Below are 15,958 nucleotides of genomic sequence, written 5' to 3'. Positions count from 1 at the left end.
GTGTTAAACACCCTCGCGAACCTTTGGCGATTAAAGCACCTGCGTAATCGCATATTGTTCACGTTGTTCATGATTGCCGTGTACCGGATTGGCACGTACCTTCCGGTACCGGGCATGAACGTTCAGGCGCTCAACAACACGACGGGGAACAACGCGCTGTTCAACTTGCTCAACATGTTTTCCGGCGGTGCGTTCTATCGCTTCTCCATTTTCGCAATGAGTGTTACGCCGTACATTACGGCGTCCATCATCGTACAACTCCTACAATCCGGTGTCGTTCGCCGATTTGAGGAGTGGCAAAAGGAGGGCGAGTCTGGCCGCCGGAAGTTGACGCAAGTGACGCGTTACCTAACGGTTGTTTTGGGGATCATTCAGGCTGCGGGATTGACTTACTCTTTCGCCCGCCAAGGGGTTCTGTACACGAATGACTGGTGGACGTATATTGTCATTGTCATCGCTCTGACAGCGGGAGATACACTGCTGATGTGGTTTGGCGAGATGATTACGGATAAGGGCGTTGGGAACGGAATTTCCGTCATCATTTTTGTCAGCATCATCGCCCGACTTGGTCAACTGGGTCAGGAAGTGTATCAAAACTGGTTTTTCTCGCAACCTGGCCAATTGTTCCTGGGCGTCCTGAAGGTCGTCGCGCTCGTGGCGGGTATCACTCTGGTCTTCGCTTTGATTGTGTTCGTACAGCAAGCGGAGCGCAAAATTCCCGTCCAGTACGCGAAGCGGGTGGTTGGTCGGACTGTGTATAGTGGACAGCAGACGCACATTCCGCTGAAGGTGAACGCTGCGGGTGTTATTCCGGTCATCTTCGCGACGTCGCTTCTGATTATCCCGTACACAATCGCTACCTACTTCTCGACACATGCGTGGGCGGAAGCCGTTCTGCGCGTCCTGTATCCAAACTCGGTTTGGTACATCGTCTTAGAAGTACTGCTGATTGTGGCATTTACGTTCTTCTATACGCACGTACAGATCAATCCGCATCAACTTGCGGAACAATTACAGAAACACGCAGGGTACATCCCAGGGGTTCGACCGGGACTGGAAACCGAGCAGTACATCATCCGAGTGGTGAACCGGATTACGGTGTTCGGCTCTATCTTCCTCGGGGCCATCTCGGTACTTCCGTTCCTGCTGTTACAAGGCGCAAACCTGACATCCGTCTACTTCGGTGGAACGTCTCTGCTCATTATTGTCGGTGTCGCGCTCCAAACGTTGCAACAACTTGAGGGCCAACTGCTGCAACGACACTATCGCGGATTCATACGCTAACGCGAGCATTCAGGGAGGAATGGCGATGCAACTGATGCTGTTGGGGCTGCCCGGAGCCGGAAAAGGCACCCAGGCGGAGCGGATTACTTCAGACTATGGCGTACCGCACATCTCTACTGGGGATATGTTCCGCAAGGCGATTGCAGCTGGGACTGACCTAGGGAATGAAGTGAAGGCGTACCTCGATAGTGGGCGGTTGGTTCCGGATGAATTGACCATCAGGGTGGTTCGCGACCGACTGGAGCAACCGGACGCACAAGAAGGGTTTCTTTTAGACGGTTTCCCCCGTACACTGCCACAGGCAGAGGCGCTCGATGAAACGCTGGCGGCGATGGGGCGACGGCTGGACTGTGTGTTGTACATCCACGTGCCACAGGAAGTCTTGCTGGCCCGATTGACGGGGCGACGCATCTGTAAGTCGTGTGGTGCCACGTACCATGTGGTGTTTCAGCCTCCCGCAGTAGCGGGCGTTTGCGACAAGTGTCACGGAGAGCTCTACCAGCGATCCGATGATACAGAGGAGGCTGTGGCGACGCGACTGGAACAGTACGCCCAGACAGCGCCCCTGGTGGACTACTACCGGGATCGAGGCTTACTGCGGCAGGTGGACGGTCAGCGGTCCATCGACGACGTGTACGCCGACATTCGGGGAATCCTGTCGGACATCCGGGCGTGAGGTGGGTGCATGTCAAAGCTGCCAACATTGCCTGAGTTAGGTCGGGTCGTTGAGATCACGCGTGGACGGGACAAGGGGCTGTACTGCGTTGTCGTCGGCCAGGAAGCGGATAGATTTGTGTACGTCGCCGACGGAGACACGCGCAAGGCGGAGCGGCCGAAGAAGAAGAACGTGCTGCACGTTCGCAACACCCCGTACATCGCTCACGAAGTACTCGATGAGCTGAGTGCTCACGGCAAGGTTACGAACGCGAAATTACGGCATGCAATCCGTCAGTACGAAAGTACACGAGCGGAAACCTTAGAAACCGACGCGGAAGGGGGCATGGCAGATGGCGAAAGATGACGTCATTGAAGTAGAAGGCACGGTCATTGAGCCGTTGCCAAACGCGATGTTTCGAGTCGAGTTGGAGAACGGCCACAAGGTGTTGGCACACGTGTCGGGGAAGATTCGGATGCATTACATTAAAATTCTTCCCGGTGACCGCGTGACGGTGGAGTTGTCTCCCTACGACTTGAGTCGTGGTAGAATTACCTATCGATACAAGTAAGTGCAGTTGGCTCAAGCGACCGATTTTCGGTATGATAGCGTAATGAGGGTCTGGAGCAATTTGACTTGCGCCAGACTTCAAGTGAGGAGGGTGTCTGGTGAAAGTTCGTCCATCGGTGAAACCCATTTGCGAAAAGTGCAAGGTCATCCGCCGCAAGGGCAACGTCATGGTCATTTGCGAAAACCCGAAGCATAAGCAGCGTCAAGGTTAATCTTTGCGTTGTGATTTCTATGGTTTAATCACGGTGCAGCAGCGGCTGCCCAAATCGGGGACTGCATCGTGTTGCAATAGATTCAAAACATCACTTGGAGGTGGATTCCCTCAATGGCTCGTATCGCTGGCGTAGACTTGCCGCGTGACAAACGAGTGGAGATTGGCTTGACCTATATCTTCGGGATTGGCCGGACAACCGCCAACAAGATTCTCGAAGAGACTGGGATTAATCCGAACACTCGTGTACGGGATTTGACTGAAGACGAAGTGATCCGACTTCGTGACCACATTGACAAGAACTACAAGGTAGAAGGCGACCTGCGTCGTGAGATTGCTCTGAACATTAAACGCCTTGTAGAAATTGGCTGTTATCGCGGCATTCGTCACCGCCGCGGCCTCCCGGTTCGTGGACAGCGGACAAAGACCAATGCACGTACGCGCAAAGGACCGCGCCGTACCGTCGCGGGTAAGAAGAAGTAAAGGAGGTCTGAGAAATGGCGAAAGTGCAGCGTAAAGGCGCAAATGCTACTCGTACCCGTCGCCGCGACCGCAAGAACGTCGAGGTTGGCGTAGCACATATTCGTTCCACCTTTAACAACACCATTGTTACCATCACCGACACGGCTGGAAACGTAATCTCCTGGTCTACGGCTGGTAACGTAGGTTTTAAAGGCTCCCGGAAGAGCACGCCGTTTGCAGCGCAAATGGCTGCGGAAGCAGCAGCTCGGACGGCGATGGAACACGGCATGAAGACAGTAGAAGTCGCCGTGAAGGGCCCAGGTGCTGGACGTGAAGCGGCCATCCGCTCGTTGCAGGCTGCGGGTCTCGAAGTCAGTGGGATTCGCGACGTCACGCCCATCCCGCACAACGGATGCCGTCCGCCAAAGCGTCGCCGCGTTTGACGGACGCGCTCAAAGCTATGTATTATGCTCACCTGTGCGTGAGTTTACTCGTGACCTGGGTATAGATTGAATTGGAGGTGTCAACACTAGAATGGCAAGATATACCGGATCTGTTTGCCGCCTCTGCCGCCGTGAAGGCGTAAAACTCTACTTGAAGGGTGAACGCTGCTTCAGTGAGAAGTGCGCGGTAGACCGTCGGCCGTTTCCACCTGGACAACATGGACAAGGCCGTCGCCGCAACTCGGAATACGGTCTGCAACTTCGCGAAAAGCAGAAGGCACGCCGCTACTATGGCGTTTTGGAAAAGCAATTTGAAGCGTACTACGACGAAGCCGCTCGCCGGCCGGGCATTACGGGTGAAAACCTGTTGCAAATTCTCGAAAGCCGTTTGGACAACGTCGTGTATCGACTTGGGTTTGCGGCTTCCCGCGCGGAAGCACGTCAGCTGGTTCGCCATGGCCACTTCACTGTGAATGGCCGTAAGGTGGACATTCCGTCTTATTTGACCAAGGCGGGAGACGTGATTGCCATCCGCGAGAAGAGCCAGCAAGTGGCTCGGATCAAAACCCTGCTCGAAAACGCGGAGTCTCGAACGATTGCACCTTGGCTTGAACTGGACCTCGCGAACAAGAGCGGTAAGGTTGTCCGCGTGCCATCGCGTGAAGAAATTGACGCGCCTGTGGCAGAGCAGATGATCGTTGAACATTACTCGCGCTAATCCGACCCACATTCAGGGGAAGGTTGCATGCCGGTCCAATAGGGACGGGGTGTCCAATGGAGAGTACCGGGAAACCGGGCTTGCTTTGGGCGCCGCTGTGTCCGGTGAAGGCGAGGGGGCCACGGGTTTGGTAGGGTGACTACCAAATACACCGTGCCCCGCGAAGCGAGGAGGGTTACGGATGATCGAAATTGAGAAGCCGAAGATTGAGGTTGTCGAGTCTACCGACAGGTATGGAAAGTTTGTGGTGGAGCCACTGGAGCGCGGCTACGGCACGACCATTGGGAACTCCCTCCGGAGAATTCTGCTGTCCTCCATCCCTGGTGCCGCTGTGCGCTCGGTGAAGATTGAAGGTGTCTTGCATGAGTTCTCCACCATTCCTGGCGTGAAAGAGGACACGACAGAAATCATCCTCAATCTCAAACGGCTCTCGCTGAGAATACACTCCGACGAGGACAAGATTCTTGTCATCGACGCGGAGGGCGGCGGAACCGTCACGGCCGCCGACATTCGTGCGGATTCCGACGTCGACATTGTGAACCCGGATCTTCACATCGCAACGCTGTCGGAAGGCGCCCGGTTGTACGCGGAGTTGGTGGCGGGTCGCGGGCGTGGATACGTACCCGCGGATCGCAATAAAACGGGAGATCTGGAGATTGGCGTCATCCCCGTCGACTCCATCTACTCTCCGATTATCCGCGTCAACTTCTCTGTGGAGAACACGCGTGTCGGTCAAGTCACGGACTACGATAAGCTCACCCTCGAAGTATGGACCGATGGCAGTATTGCACCCGAAGAAGCGGTGAGTTTGGGTGCCAAGATTCTCACAGAGCACCTGTTTCTGTTTGTCGGCTTGACGGAACAAGGTAAGGACGCAGACATCATGGTTGAGAAAGAGGAGACGGCGTCCGACAAGACGCTCGACATGCCGATTGAAGAACTCGACCTGTCTGTGCGTTCATACAACTGTCTGAAGCGAGCTGGCATCAACACGGTCGGCGAACTTTGCGCGAAGACCGAAGAAGAAATGATGAAAGTCCGGAACCTCGGACGGAAGTCGCTCGAGGAAGTCGTAGAGAAGCTGAGCGGTTTAGGCCTGTCGTTGCGACAGGAGGACTGACCGACAAACATATGGCATGACATGGACCGCAGGGGAGGGAGACTGAGCAATGCCATACCGTAAACTCGGACGTACATCCAGCGCACGTAAGGCGCTGTTCCGTAGCCTCGTTACAGATTTGTTTCTGTACGAGCGCATTCAGACCACGGAAGCAAAAGCGAAAGAACTGCGCAAGATTGCTGACAAACTGATCACGCTGGCAAAGCGGGGAGACTTGCACGCACGCCGTCAAGTGGCTGCGTTTGTCCGCGCCGAGCTCGTCAGTGACGAGTCGAATCAGGACGTGGTTCAGAAACTGTTCTCCGAAATCGCTCCGCGGTTTAAGGACCGCAATGGTGGTTACACGCGTACGGTCAAGGTTGGACCGCGCCGCGGCGACGCAGCACCCATGGTGATTATCGAACTCGTGTGATGGCGAGCGCCGTGTGTTGTTGTCATTCTTCAACACTGGCGGTGACCTGGCATGATGAAGATTAAACTGACCATCGCTTATGACGGAACCGACTTCCACGGGTTTGCCCGCCAACGCGGGCTTCGGACCGTGCAGGGCACGTTGGAACAGACGCTGCAGCGGATCCTCAAACAGCCCGTGGAAGTTTTCGGGTCCGGGCGCACGGATGCAGGCGTACACGCTCGTGGACAAGTGGTGCACTGGACGCAGGAGAAGGGACCTCCCGCGTCGCGCTATCCGTATTTGTTGCGCCGCGCGCTGCCGTCGGACATCGTACCCATTGCGGCCTGCGAAGTACCCGACGCGTTTCACGCGCGCTTTTCCGTTGAAAGGAAGACCTATCGGTATACGATTCAGCGGGCAGCGGTGGAAGATATCTTTACCAACCGATATTGCTGGCATCAACCACAGCCGCTCGACACAGAGCTCATGCGTGAAGCCGCGCAGTGTTTGATTGGCACGCACGACTTTACCAGTTTTTGTGCTGCAGCAACGCCAGTCGAGGATAAACGCCGCACGATTTACGATATTACGTTGCGTGAGCGCGATACGTATCTTGATATCTACTGTACTGGGAACGGTTTTTTGCAGTACATGGTACGTATCATCGTAGGCACGTTGGTCGATATCGGACAGGGCCATCTGAAGCGAGATATCCGCGATATCTTGCAGGCTAGGGACAGAACCCTCGCGGGACGGACCGCCCCGGCCAAAGGCTTGACACTCTGGGAAGTCCAGTACAAAGCGTCGGATACTTGACCAGAGAGTCGGAGTGTAATACAATACTCGCTAGTGTTTTTCTCACTGCACCCCGTTACAAACAGTGATGAAGAACGTGAAATCAGGAGGGACTCCCATGCGAACGACGTACATGGCAAAGCCAAACGCCGTGGAACGCAAGTGGTATGTGATTGACGCAGCGGGTAAGCGCGTTGGCCGTCTCGCGAGCGAAATCGCATCCATTTTACGCGGAAAGCATAAGCCGGAGTTCACGCCTCACGTAGATACAGGCGACTTTGTCGTCGTGGTGAACGTGGAAAAGGTAGTGTTCAGCGGCCAGAAGTTATACAAGAAGATTTACCGTCGCCACTCTGGATACCCCGGTGGGTTGAAGGAAGTGCGTGCGGTTGATTTGTTGAAGACGCATCCGGAAAGGGTACTGTACCAGGCTGTGAAGGGTATGCTCCCACACAACTCACTGGGTCGCCAACAACTGACCAAGTTGAAGCTGTACGCCGGTCCGGAACACCCACATCAAGCCCAGCAGCCGATTCCGTGGGAATCTGCGAGCAACTAACGGAGGAGGGACTCTGCCATGGCACAATTGGCGTATCTTGGCACAGGCCGTCGTAAGCATTCCGTAGCTCGCGTCCGGCTGGTGCCCGGCGATGGCAAGATTATCATCAATCGCCGTGATATGAACGACTACTTCGGATTGGAAACGCTGCGATTGATTGTGAAGCAGCCTCTGCTTTTGACGGAAACGCTGAACCGTTACGACGTCTACGCAAACGTATACGGCGGCGGTATTGCAGGTCAAGCAGGTGCCATTCGGCACGGCATTGCCCGCGCACTGTTGAAGGTTGACCCCGAATTGCGCGGTACCCTGAAAAAAGCGGGCTTCCTGACGCGGGACGCGCGCATGAAGGAACGGAAGAAGTACGGCTTAAAGGCTGCACGTCGTGCGCCCCAGTTTTCGAAGCGTTAAGTTCAGATTTACGACCGGATGTCGACATTCTTGTCGGCATCTTTTTTTTATGACCCGAGATTTTGCAAATCGCTGGCATGTATACATGACCTCGGTGTCATTGCATACACTGTATGGGGACAATCACCGAATTCGGAAATCGAGGTGACTTCCCTTGTTTGCGCGAACGTCTTTGGCTGCTGTCGCAGCGTTCATCCTGTTGTTCGTATTCGTGCCCACATCTGCTCAGGCTGACGAATTTGGATTAGCCCACAAGACCATTGTCATTGACGCCGGACACGGCGGGCCCGACGGCGGAGCAGAGACGGCGGACGGAAGGCCGGAAAAAGTCGTGACCCTGGCCATCGCGAAGAAGTTACAAGTACTGCTCCAACAGGCGGGTGCCACCGTCTACATGACGCGAAGGAGCGACGACGACTTGGCAAGTGACCTGGATCAAGCGATGGGACGCCGACATCAGTCGGACTTACGAAACCGAACTCGCTTCGCGAAGTCTAAAGCGCCGGATGCGTTCGTGAGCGTCCACTGCAATGCTTCACCATCGCCATTGTGGCGCGGTGCCCATACTATTTTCATGAAAGACAATCCGGATGGTGAGCAGTTGGCAAAGATGATGCAGATACGCTTCAAGGAGCTGCTGCTTCCGACGAAGCGTGAAGCGGATGATATGGACACTCTGTACCTTCTTCGGCGGATCCCAGGGCCGACAGTGCTGGCGGAGGTCGGGTTTCTATCGAATCCAGAAGAAGCGAGCGCGTTGCACACGGAAAAGTATCAGCAAAGGATTGCTTTTGCAATATACCTCTCTCTGTTGGACTACTTTCAACAAGCAACAGCTCCCCCAGATGAGGACGCCTCATGAAGGGATTTTCGCCTCACAAGCGCAAGCTGGCCAGGCGACGACTTTTCGCACTGGCCACTTTGGCCATTATACTCTCCTTGTTGAGCTGGCAGGCGGTGCTGAGCATTCGGGGTGCATCCTCGGTTCCGACAATGAGTGTCAACGGTACCGCAATCACCAAGAACCTTCATGTGTACGATACGGGACGAACATGGGCTGGTGAGCCCCTGTACCAACTGAAGAATAATGATACGGTAGCGCTGCAGAGGATCAATATCTTCAGTTGGAGTGCAAGTTTGCTTCCCATCCTGTACATCGGAGAACAGCTGCCGAGCGACATCGAAAGCCGGCGACCACTGGCCTCCCCCCCGTATACACTTCCCGCCAAGCAGTCATTGTGGTTTGTCGGCCCTGCCTCAGCACAGACCAACATGTTCGGTGTCATCTGGCAGGCTGACGGACACGAGGAATATGTAAGTGTGAAGGTATCCGAAGGCGAATAATGGACGACTGCTAGGCTGTTTGTGTACATTCCTGGAATGCGGTACACTGAATGATGGTGCGTGATTGCTTGCTGGGAGGGCAGATTCATGATAACCAAGGATCAGGTCATGGAAGCACTCTGGGATGTCGAAGATCCCGAGATTCATAAAAGCATCGTTGAATTGGAAATGGTGAAAGACGTCAAGGTGGAAGGCTCAAAGGTCCACGTGACAGTCGCTGTGACCATTTCAAACTGTCCCCTTCGGACCACCATTGAGAAGTCGGTGAGAGAAGTTCTATCTCGCCTTCCAGGCGTCACCGACGTGGATCTCACGATTCACACGATGACAGACGAAGAACGGGCCAAGTTTGCGCAGAAACTGCGCGGTCGAGCTGAACCGCAAAGCAAGCCGCCGCTCCTCGAAGTAGATAACAACACGTTGTTTCTCGCGGTTGCGTCCGGCAAAGGGGGCGTCGGGAAGTCGACAGTGACAGCAAATCTGGCGGTTGCTCTGGCTCGCGAAGGATTGCGCGTTGGCATCATTGATGCGGATATCTATGGCTTTAGCATACCGTCTATTTTTGGTATCAAGCAAAAACGACCGACTGTCATTGATGACCTCATCATCCCGATTGAAGTAGAGGGAGTAAAACTCATCTCCATGCACTTCTTCGTGCCGGAAAACAACCCTGTGGTGTGGCGCGGACCGATGTTGGGTAAGATGTTGCGCAACTTCTTCGGCGAGGTGCATTGGGGAGACGTTGACGTGATGCTGCTGGACCTTCCACCGGGTACGGGCGATGTCGCGATGGACGTTCACCAGTTGTTGCCGAAGAGCAAGGAATTGATTGTAACCACTCCCCAGGCGAACGCCGCCGAAGTAGCGGTTCGCGCGGGCATCATGGGAGTTCGGACAAACCATGAAATTGTCGGTGTGGTGGAAAACATGTCCTACTACCAGTGCCCAGGTTGCGGCGAAAAGTCGTTCTTGTTTGGAAAAGGTGGTGGCGACGAGGTGGCGCGCGCACTGCGTACGCAGGTTCTTGCACAGATTCCGATTGCCAGCATGGAGAACAACTCCGCCAGCTCGCTGTTTGCACCGGATACACCGCAAGGTGAGGCATACGCTGCTTTGGCAAAGAGCGTAATGCTGCGAACGAACTTGAAAGCGGTTGTAAAACAGTAAGCTTTGTGTCAACGAAAGACGGCCACTGCAGGTCAATCCTGGAGTGGCCGTCTTTACAGTATGGGGTGCACGTGCTGTGCGGAGGCGACGACTAACTCCCGCCACCGCCGCCATCGGACTGCCCTTGGTCGCCACCACCCTGACCGCGGCCTTTTTTGGACTGCCCTCCATCTCCTCCTCCACCTCCGGCTTGAGGCATGGATTCAGAAACGGCCTGTTTCAAGGCATCCTGAAATTGCATGCGGAAGCTTGGCGTTTGCAGCGCATCCGTCATGATTTTCATCACGTGGCTGCGAAATTGAGGCGTTTGCAAGAGCTCCTGCAGATGTTGGGTGAATTCCGGTGACTTCAACAATACCATCATGTCACCCTGGTATTGTGGGTCCTTTATTAACTGCTTTTGCAGTTGAATCAAATTGGGCTGCACAGCTTTTGCCAAGGCTGCTGCGAACTTCGGGTCTTTTGCCGCCTGCGTGAGAAATGACTGATTCTTGTTGTTTTGTAAGGCGTGTTCCACAGCCTTCGTGATGTCGGTTTCTGACACGACGATTTGTTGCTTCATTGTTGGGTCTTGCAAAATATCTGCGACGGCCTTTTTGCCGTCCGGGGAGTGTAAAATGTCAACGACCATCTGTTTCGTCTGGCCGTAATCCTGCTGATTTTGGGCGCCACTCACGTCCGCACCCATACCACCACCCTGCCCGCATCCAGCCAGCAGCAGTGCAACCAGCAACGGCGGCCACCACCGACGTACCAGGCTCATGGCTACACCTCGTTTCGCGAACGATTCCACACCGAGAGTATGCGTCTCGCACGCCGGTGTTATTCCGCCGCCAGTTCACTTTTGATTTTCCAGTTTGTTCTCACTGTTTGTACAGTCGCGACGCTGTACGGTATGATGGGAGCGTCGGGAGGCGGAAGCGCGAATGAGACTGAATCAGTTCATTTTTTTACTCGCCAGCACTGTGATGGTCGGTGCACTTGCGGGCGTTGTGACGAGCATCTTGGGGCTTTGGATGCACTTGCCTTGGTACGCCGGGCTCGTGTCAGGCGCTTTTTTCTCGACCACCAGCCTGATGGGATTCTGGGCGTATCTGACGCTCAACTTCGTCGCGCGCGTCACGCTACCGAGACGGGTCTGGCGGTGGGCACAAGTTGTCTTTTTGCTGATGGCCATTTACGACATGTTATGGTGGCGCTATCATTTGAATGCCACGGTGCATGCGGAACACGCCGCGTTTCGCACTTATTTCTTCCAAGGTTTCTGGCCGCTCGTGGCCGCTGTCATCGGAGCTTATCTGAAGCGGCGCATGTCCGGTTCCGCAAGTTTCTTACCTGCTCTATTCTTCCTCTATGTGTTCACTGTCATTGACTCGCTGCCGTTTATTTGGTTGCAGTACGGTTGGGCGCAGTCGGGGCCGCTGGTGAATCAGATTCTCATTGTGATGACGGTGTGCAACTTGTACATTACGTTGATTTACGGGAAACTTCTGACACCTGGAAACCAAATGCAGGTGAAAGCGGCCAACAAGCCGTCCCTGTGACGGCCTGTTGGCATTCCATGGCTTACTGAACTTGCGTTTTCACTTCCGCTTGAGCGAGCAACTCGGAGACCGTTGCAAAGCGGTAGCCTTTGGCGCGTAGACCGTCAATGATTTGGGGCAGCGCTTGTGTGATTTGCTTCGATGAATCGCTGGCGTGCATCAGAATGATGTCACCGGGTACGGTGCGATTCAGCACTCGATTCGTGATGGCCGCGACACCGGGGTTTTTCCAGTCGAGGGAGTCCGTATTCCACTGAATTACGGTATAGCCCATATCGTTCAGGCACTTGACCACGCGCGTGTCGAAGTCGCCGTTGGGTGTACGAATGAGTTTCGTTCGGACCCCAGCGACCTGGTGAATGGCTTTTTCAGACAGCCGTACCTGCTCGATAATCCACGCGTTGGAGTAATTGGAGAAATCCTTGTGCAGGTGCCCGTGGCTGCCAATCTCAAACCCCATCTTGTGGATGCGTTTCACAATCTCCTGATGGCGTAGTGTCCACGGGCCACTGAGAAAGAACGTGGCTTTGTTCACTTTCTTCTTCTCGAGAATGTCAAGGACCGGCTCAGGGACTTTGTTACCCCACGAGATGTCGAAAGTGAGCGCCACAACCTTTTGCTGGGTGTCCACCTTGTAAATTGCGGAAGGTTTTTTCACAGCGGCTCCCACCGAGGCTGGACTCCCTGCACTACAAAGCACCGTCATGAACATCGTGAGGATGGACATGATGATGGAAGTACATCGTCTTGTCCTCATTTCAGCGCCTCCTTTCATATGTCTCTGGAAAGTGTGCGCGGAGGTGATTCTAGATATTCAGATGAGGAAGGGAAGAGGAACGCTGAACGATGTCAAGAGAATGGACGCACTTCCGTGGTTTGTGTTATTGACCACAGCAGTTTTGCTGATTGGGTTTGCCAGCGCCGTGACTTCTCCAGGCCGCTATGCGCACCTTGCACAGCCTGCACTGGAACAACTGCGGCAACTCGCAGCAGGGGCAGGAGCTTCACCCATACGCACTTGGGGGCTGATCTTTGTACACAACATCATCGCGGCTGGGACGTTTCTGGTCACAGGCTTCCTGTTCGGCGTCATCCCCGTGATTACGTTGTGGTACAACGGCGTCCTGATGGGTTACGTGACGGTATTAGGAGCGCATCGGCTGCACGTACCCGACTGGAAGTTGTTCTCATACGCTTTGTTGCCGCACGGGCTTCTGGAATTGCCCGCATTGATTTGGGCGAGTGCGCTGGGTGTGCAAATTGGATTCAGTTTACTGTACGGGATGGGACAATTTCTCCGCGGCCTAGGCACCGGCGGAGCCGAGACGCTCAGGGGGCGGACGCATCTCTCGGATCAGTTTCGCAGGGTGCTGCGGCATGCACCGATTATCGTGGGAATGTTGTTCCTTGCTGCAGGCATCGAGAGTTTCATTACGCCAAAACTGATACAATGGGGTTTGTCACCGTCCTCTTTACGGTGACAAGCCGGTCCTACATACGCACGCGGACGATTTATTGAACAGCTGAAGGAGTGTGAATCATCGTGCGAAACTTGAAAATCATTGGCGCACCGTCCGACCTTGGACAAGGTCGTCGCGGTGTCGACATGGGTGCGAGTGCCATTCGCTACGCTGGACTGAAGGAAAAACTGGAGGCACTCGGATATGATGTGGAGGATTTGGGGAACGTCCCTGTTCCGATGTCCGAGATGCTTCGCCTGAAAGATGAAAAACTGAAATATCTGGACGAAGTGAAAACGGTGTGCCAGTCCTTGCACGACGTCGTGAGCAACGTCGTCAAAGAGGGGCATACGCCCATCATTCTCGGTGGTGATCACAGCATTTCGATTGGGTCGGTCGCAGGCATTGCGTCTGCACAACCTTCCTTTGGTGTGATTTGGTTTGACGCGCACGGCGACATGAACACGGACAAGACCACGCCTTCGGGTAACATCCACGGCATGCCCTTGGCGGCTAGCCTGGGCTACGGACACCCGGATCTCGTCAATTTGGCCGGGTTTGCTCCCAAAGTCAAGGCGTCGAACGTGGTGCTTGTAGGGATCCGCGACATCGATGAAGGCGAAGCGGAGCTCATCAAGGCCTCGGGAATCAAGGCGTACACCATGGCTGAGATTGACAGGATGGGCATGGCGCGCGTGATGGAAGAAGCGATTGCGATTGCCAGCGAAGGAACCGCGGGCATCCACCTGAGCCTTGATCTCGATGCGCTCGATCCGATGTACGCCCCGGGGGTCGGAACGCCGGTCAACGGCGGCGTGACCTATCGCGAAGGACATCTCGCCATGGAACTCCTGGCGGCATCGGGCAAGCTTCTGTCCGTCGACGTGGTGGAAGTGAACCCCATTCTGGATCACCAAAACCGTACCGGTAAAATGGCTGTCGAGTTGGTGGAATCGCTGTTCGGGAAGACGGTGCTGTAAGCGCGTGTTTGAATCCGCTTTCGCACGCCCGTTCTTCAAAAGACGATAGTCTCGGAAGGTCCTTTGCCAGCCTCTTGTGCCCCAGCTGGTAAGGGGCCTTCTTGTATGGATCTGGAGTGGTACCCCATCCACCTTTGCTGCATACGTTGCTGTTGCAGGCCTTTCGTGAACTCGCGCTGTCAGGGGAATGGACAGCACATCGCACATACGCGCAAAGGGAGGAAGGGGTTTGCTGTACGCGGCACTGGGGGACTCCATTACGTATGGATATGAGGCAACCACCGACCAAGCGGGGTATGTACGACGCTTTGCCAAGGCGTTGTCCAAAAGGCAGCCTGTCAATGTGTTCTTGAACGCAAAGCCCGGATGGACGTCGAAACAGTTGCTCAAGTCGTTGTCGCAAGTACAGGAGTGCATCTGGGCGGAAGCCAAAGTGGTGACCATTATGGTTGGGGGTAACGACATTTTGAAAGCTTCTCCTTGGTTGTTGAACGGGAGTGACAAAACCGTGTTCAAAATCGCCCAACGGGTGCAAGATCATCTGGAGCAAATGGTCGAGACGGTTCGACAACCGGGAGCCACGGTTGTCATCGGCACCATTTATAATCCGTTTCCGAATTCCGTGTTGGCAGAAGAATATATGGACACAGTAAATAAATCGATTCTCAGAGTAGCAGAACAGCACAACCTGGCTGTGGCGGACGTGCGGAGTCTCTTTCGCAACCAGGAAGACAAGTACATCAAGGGGTACAAACAAGGCGTGCTCCGGGACATGCGGCTGATTGGCAACCCGATTCATCCCAACGACGCTGGCCATCAAGCCATTGCCAGGTCGTTTCTGAGTGCATATCGTCGGGCGGTGGCGAAAGCCCGCAGATCCAAACAGAAGGCGTAGGACTGAGGGGGCGCCACGACCGCATGTGGACGCACAGGAGTGCCTGTCCTGTGCCACTTGACGAAGTTTCCGATGTAAGAAAAAATGAGAAGGAATTCATTGCAACTACGCGTGGGTGGCGGCGACATGGAATCCTGGATGAACGTAATTCGGCATTTCACCATACTGAACCTCATTGACATCCTCATCGTCACGTTTGTCCTTTATCGGCTGTTGCTGCTCATTCGCGGTACGCGCGCCGTGCAATTGTTGAAGGGCGTCATCGTCATTCTGACAGCGACCGCCATCAGCAGCGTGCTGCATTTGGACGAGCTGAACTGGTTGTTAAACAAAATCATCACCATCGGTCTGTTCGCTATTCCGGTGGTGTTTCAACCTGAACTGCGGCGAGCATTGGAGCAACTGGGGCGCGGCGGTTTTTTCTCATTGGCGTTCGGAAACGCGAACACCGAGGACTTGCATCAGACCATTGTTGAAGTGGTAAAAGCTTCTCAAGTGCTCGCGAAGATGAAAATCGGGGCGCTCATCATCATTGAGAGATCCACCGGATTGACGGAGTATATCGAGACGGGGACACTCATCGAAGGGATCATCAGCTCGGAGTTGCTCATCAACACCTTTATTCCGAACACACCGCTGCACGACGGTGCTGTCATCGTCCGCAGAAACCGGGTCGTGTCCGCCGGCTGTTTCTTGCCACTCACGGAGAACCGAAATTTGGACAAGAAGTTGGGGACGCGCCACCGCGCCGCGCTGGGCGTCACGGAACAGTCAGACTGCGTGGCTGTCGTCGTTTCCGAGGAAACGGGCCGCGTCTCGCTCGCGGTAGATGGCGTGCTGAACGTCGGCCTGGAAGAGAATACCCTCTACGAGATGCTGCAGTCGCTGCTCGTCCCCAAGCGGTCTGGCCGCTTACACTTCCTCAACCGAAAGGCGGAGTCGTAAG

23 protein-coding genes are annotated in these 15,958 nt (G+C 54.8%); 21 read left to right on the top strand and 2 right to left on the bottom strand.

The annotated features are described in order from the left end of the window. The 16 genes from secY (at position 1) to YWK_RS0109995 (ending at position 10,133) form a co-directional block, all read left to right on the top strand. Positions 1-1,284, top strand: coding sequence for a preprotein translocase subunit SecY (gene secY, locus YWK_RS0110070; RefSeq protein WP_026964684.1), 1,284 nt, complete (start codon positions 1-3; stop codon positions 1,282-1,284). Positions 1,285-1,309: 25 nt separating this feature from the next. After that, entirely contained in the window at positions 1,310-1,960 is a 651-nt protein-coding gene (locus tag YWK_RS0110065) for an adenylate kinase (protein ID WP_026964683.1), read from the top strand. Between the two features lie 9 nt (positions 1,961-1,969). After that, positions 1,970-2,305, top strand: a complete 336-nt coding sequence (locus YWK_RS0110060; protein ID WP_026964682.1) for a KOW domain-containing RNA-binding protein — start codon at positions 1,970-1,972, stop codon at positions 2,303-2,305. After that, entirely contained in the window at positions 2,292-2,510 is a 219-nt protein-coding gene (gene infA, locus YWK_RS0110055) for a translation initiation factor IF-1 (RefSeq protein WP_026964681.1), read from the top strand. The genes YWK_RS0110060 and infA overlap by 14 nt, the downstream gene beginning before the upstream one ends. 97 nt (positions 2,511-2,607) lie before the next feature. Continuing rightward, positions 2,608-2,721: a 50S ribosomal protein L36 gene (gene rpmJ, locus YWK_RS0110050; RefSeq protein WP_021296640.1), complete on the top strand. Its 114-nt coding sequence runs from the start codon at positions 2,608-2,610 to the stop codon at positions 2,719-2,721. Between the two features lie 113 nt (positions 2,722-2,834). Continuing rightward, the gene (rpsM, locus tag YWK_RS0110045) at positions 2,835-3,203 is read left to right on the top strand and encodes a 30S ribosomal protein S13 (protein WP_026964680.1); all 369 of its coding nucleotides are present in this window, start codon (positions 2,835-2,837) and stop codon (positions 3,201-3,203) included. A gap of 14 nt (positions 3,204-3,217) precedes the next feature. After that, positions 3,218-3,625, top strand: a complete 408-nt coding sequence (rpsK, locus tag YWK_RS0110040; protein ID WP_026964679.1) for a 30S ribosomal protein S11 — start codon at positions 3,218-3,220, stop codon at positions 3,623-3,625. A gap of 91 nt (positions 3,626-3,716) precedes the next feature. Next, a complete protein-coding gene (rpsD, locus tag YWK_RS0110035) occupies positions 3,717-4,343 on the top strand; it encodes a 30S ribosomal protein S4 (RefSeq protein ID WP_026964678.1) in 627 nt (208 codons plus the stop codon). A 181-nt stretch (positions 4,344-4,524) separates the two neighbouring features. Continuing rightward, the gene (locus tag YWK_RS0110030) at positions 4,525-5,463 is read left to right on the top strand and encodes a DNA-directed RNA polymerase subunit alpha (protein ID WP_026964677.1); all 939 of its coding nucleotides are present in this window, start codon (positions 4,525-4,527) and stop codon (positions 5,461-5,463) included. A 49-nt stretch (positions 5,464-5,512) separates the two neighbouring features. Next, entirely contained in the window at positions 5,513-5,875 is a 363-nt protein-coding gene (rplQ, locus tag YWK_RS0110025; protein WP_026964676.1) for a 50S ribosomal protein L17, read from the top strand. Positions 5,876-5,926: 51 nt separating this feature from the next. Continuing rightward, complete coding sequence (gene truA, locus YWK_RS0110020; protein WP_026964675.1) at positions 5,927-6,673, top strand: tRNA pseudouridine(38-40) synthase TruA; 747 nt, start codon at positions 5,927-5,929, stop codon at positions 6,671-6,673. A gap of 97 nt (positions 6,674-6,770) precedes the next feature. Continuing rightward, complete coding sequence (gene rplM / locus YWK_RS0110015; RefSeq protein WP_026964674.1) at positions 6,771-7,211, top strand: 50S ribosomal protein L13; 441 nt, start codon at positions 6,771-6,773, stop codon at positions 7,209-7,211. 18 nt (positions 7,212-7,229) lie between these two features. Next, positions 7,230-7,622, top strand: coding sequence for a 30S ribosomal protein S9 (gene rpsI, locus YWK_RS0110010; RefSeq protein WP_026964673.1), 393 nt, complete (start codon positions 7,230-7,232; stop codon positions 7,620-7,622). A 154-nt stretch (positions 7,623-7,776) separates the two neighbouring features. Then, complete coding sequence (locus YWK_RS19370) at positions 7,777-8,484, top strand: N-acetylmuramoyl-L-alanine amidase (RefSeq protein WP_051375460.1); 708 nt, start codon at positions 7,777-7,779, stop codon at positions 8,482-8,484. Continuing rightward, the gene (locus YWK_RS21010) at positions 8,481-8,966 is read left to right on the top strand and encodes a hypothetical protein (RefSeq protein WP_051375459.1); all 486 of its coding nucleotides are present in this window, start codon (positions 8,481-8,483) and stop codon (positions 8,964-8,966) included. Before YWK_RS19370 ends, YWK_RS21010 begins: the two co-directional genes overlap by 4 nt. Before the next feature lie 87 nt (positions 8,967-9,053). Next, positions 9,054-10,133: an Mrp/NBP35 family ATP-binding protein gene (locus YWK_RS0109995; RefSeq protein ID WP_026964672.1), complete on the top strand. Its 1,080-nt coding sequence runs from the start codon at positions 9,054-9,056 to the stop codon at positions 10,131-10,133. A 91-nt stretch (positions 10,134-10,224) separates the two neighbouring features. Here the strand turns inward: YWK_RS0109995 and gerD are convergent, their stop codons facing one another. Continuing rightward, complete coding sequence (gerD, locus tag YWK_RS0109990; protein WP_051375458.1) at positions 10,225-10,896, bottom strand: spore germination lipoprotein GerD; 672 nt, start codon at positions 10,894-10,896, stop codon at positions 10,225-10,227. Between the two features lie 163 nt (positions 10,897-11,059). Between gerD and YWK_RS0109985 the strand changes: the two genes are divergently transcribed. Then, positions 11,060-11,677 (top strand): KinB-signaling pathway activation protein, encoded by a 618-nt coding sequence (locus YWK_RS0109985; RefSeq protein WP_026964670.1) that lies wholly within the window; start codon positions 11,060-11,062, stop codon positions 11,675-11,677. Positions 11,678-11,699: 22 nt separating this feature from the next. Here YWK_RS0109985 and pdaB read toward each other — a convergent pair whose 3' ends face one another. Beyond that, entirely contained in the window at positions 11,700-12,434 is a 735-nt protein-coding gene (gene pdaB, locus YWK_RS0109980) for a polysaccharide deacetylase family sporulation protein PdaB (RefSeq protein ID WP_026964669.1), read from the bottom strand. A 61-nt stretch (positions 12,435-12,495) separates the two neighbouring features. Between pdaB and YWK_RS0109975 the strand changes: the two genes are divergently transcribed. The 4 genes from YWK_RS0109975 (at position 12,496) to cdaA (ending at position 15,957) form a co-directional block, all read left to right on the top strand. After that, positions 12,496-13,158 (top strand): stage II sporulation protein M, encoded by a 663-nt coding sequence (locus YWK_RS0109975; RefSeq protein ID WP_051375456.1) that lies wholly within the window; start codon positions 12,496-12,498, stop codon positions 13,156-13,158. A gap of 59 nt (positions 13,159-13,217) precedes the next feature. Next, positions 13,218-14,117, top strand: coding sequence for an arginase (rocF, locus tag YWK_RS0109970; protein WP_026964667.1), 900 nt, complete (start codon positions 13,218-13,220; stop codon positions 14,115-14,117). 229 nt (positions 14,118-14,346) lie between these two features. Further along, positions 14,347-15,012 (top strand): SGNH/GDSL hydrolase family protein, encoded by a 666-nt coding sequence (locus tag YWK_RS0109965; protein ID WP_026964666.1) that lies wholly within the window; start codon positions 14,347-14,349, stop codon positions 15,010-15,012. Positions 15,013-15,138: 126 nt separating this feature from the next. Continuing rightward, a complete protein-coding gene (gene cdaA / locus YWK_RS0109960; protein ID WP_026964665.1) occupies positions 15,139-15,957 on the top strand; it encodes a diadenylate cyclase CdaA in 819 nt (272 codons plus the stop codon). The last annotated feature ends 1 nt before the right edge of the window (position 15,958 follow it).

This window comes from Alicyclobacillus pomorum DSM 14955, assembly GCF_000472905.1.
In the GTDB taxonomy this organism is placed as follows: domain Bacteria; phylum Bacillota; class Bacilli; order Alicyclobacillales; family Alicyclobacillaceae; genus Alicyclobacillus_A; species Alicyclobacillus_A pomorum.
This window is presented reverse-complemented; position numbering and strand designations above follow the sequence as displayed.

Excerpts from the sequence above, each read along its gene's own strand:
- rplM (WP_026964674.1), top strand. The coding sequence starts at position 6,771 with ATGCGAACGACGTACATGGCAAAGCCAAACGCCGTGGAACGCAAGTGG.
- rplQ (WP_026964676.1), top strand. The coding sequence starts at position 5,513 with ATGCCATACCGTAAACTCGGACGTACATCCAGCGCACGTAAGGCGCTG.
- rpsI (WP_026964673.1), top strand. The coding sequence starts at position 7,230 with ATGGCACAATTGGCGTATCTTGGCACAGGCCGTCGTAAGCATTCCGTA.
- infA (WP_026964681.1), top strand. The coding sequence starts at position 2,292 with ATGGCGAAAGATGACGTCATTGAAGTAGAAGGCACGGTCATTGAGCCG.
- YWK_RS0109995 (WP_026964672.1), top strand. The coding sequence starts at position 9,054 with ATGATAACCAAGGATCAGGTCATGGAAGCACTCTGGGATGTCGAAGAT.
- rpsK (WP_026964679.1), top strand. The coding sequence starts at position 3,218 with ATGGCGAAAGTGCAGCGTAAAGGCGCAAATGCTACTCGTACCCGTCGC.
- YWK_RS21010 (WP_051375459.1), top strand. The coding sequence starts at position 8,481 with ATGAAGGGATTTTCGCCTCACAAGCGCAAGCTGGCCAGGCGACGACTT.
- gerD (WP_051375458.1), bottom strand. The coding sequence starts at position 10,896 with ATGAGCCTGGTACGTCGGTGGTGGCCGCCGTTGCTGGTTGCACTGCTG.
- pdaB (WP_026964669.1), bottom strand. The coding sequence starts at position 12,434 with ATGAGGACAAGACGATGTACTTCCATCATCATGTCCATCCTCACGATG.
- rpsM (WP_026964680.1), top strand. The coding sequence starts at position 2,835 with ATGGCTCGTATCGCTGGCGTAGACTTGCCGCGTGACAAACGAGTGGAG.
- cdaA (WP_026964665.1), top strand. The coding sequence starts at position 15,139 with ATGGAATCCTGGATGAACGTAATTCGGCATTTCACCATACTGAACCTC.
- YWK_RS0109975 (WP_051375456.1), top strand. The coding sequence starts at position 12,496 with ATGAGGAAGGGAAGAGGAACGCTGAACGATGTCAAGAGAATGGACGCA.
- rpsD (WP_026964678.1), top strand. The coding sequence starts at position 3,717 with ATGGCAAGATATACCGGATCTGTTTGCCGCCTCTGCCGCCGTGAAGGC.
- YWK_RS0110030 (WP_026964677.1), top strand. The coding sequence starts at position 4,525 with ATGATCGAAATTGAGAAGCCGAAGATTGAGGTTGTCGAGTCTACCGAC.
- YWK_RS0110060 (WP_026964682.1), top strand. The coding sequence starts at position 1,970 with ATGTCAAAGCTGCCAACATTGCCTGAGTTAGGTCGGGTCGTTGAGATC.
- YWK_RS0110065 (WP_026964683.1), top strand. The coding sequence starts at position 1,310 with ATGCAACTGATGCTGTTGGGGCTGCCCGGAGCCGGAAAAGGCACCCAG.
- truA (WP_026964675.1), top strand. The coding sequence starts at position 5,927 with ATGATGAAGATTAAACTGACCATCGCTTATGACGGAACCGACTTCCAC.
- YWK_RS0109985 (WP_026964670.1), top strand. The coding sequence starts at position 11,060 with ATGAGACTGAATCAGTTCATTTTTTTACTCGCCAGCACTGTGATGGTC.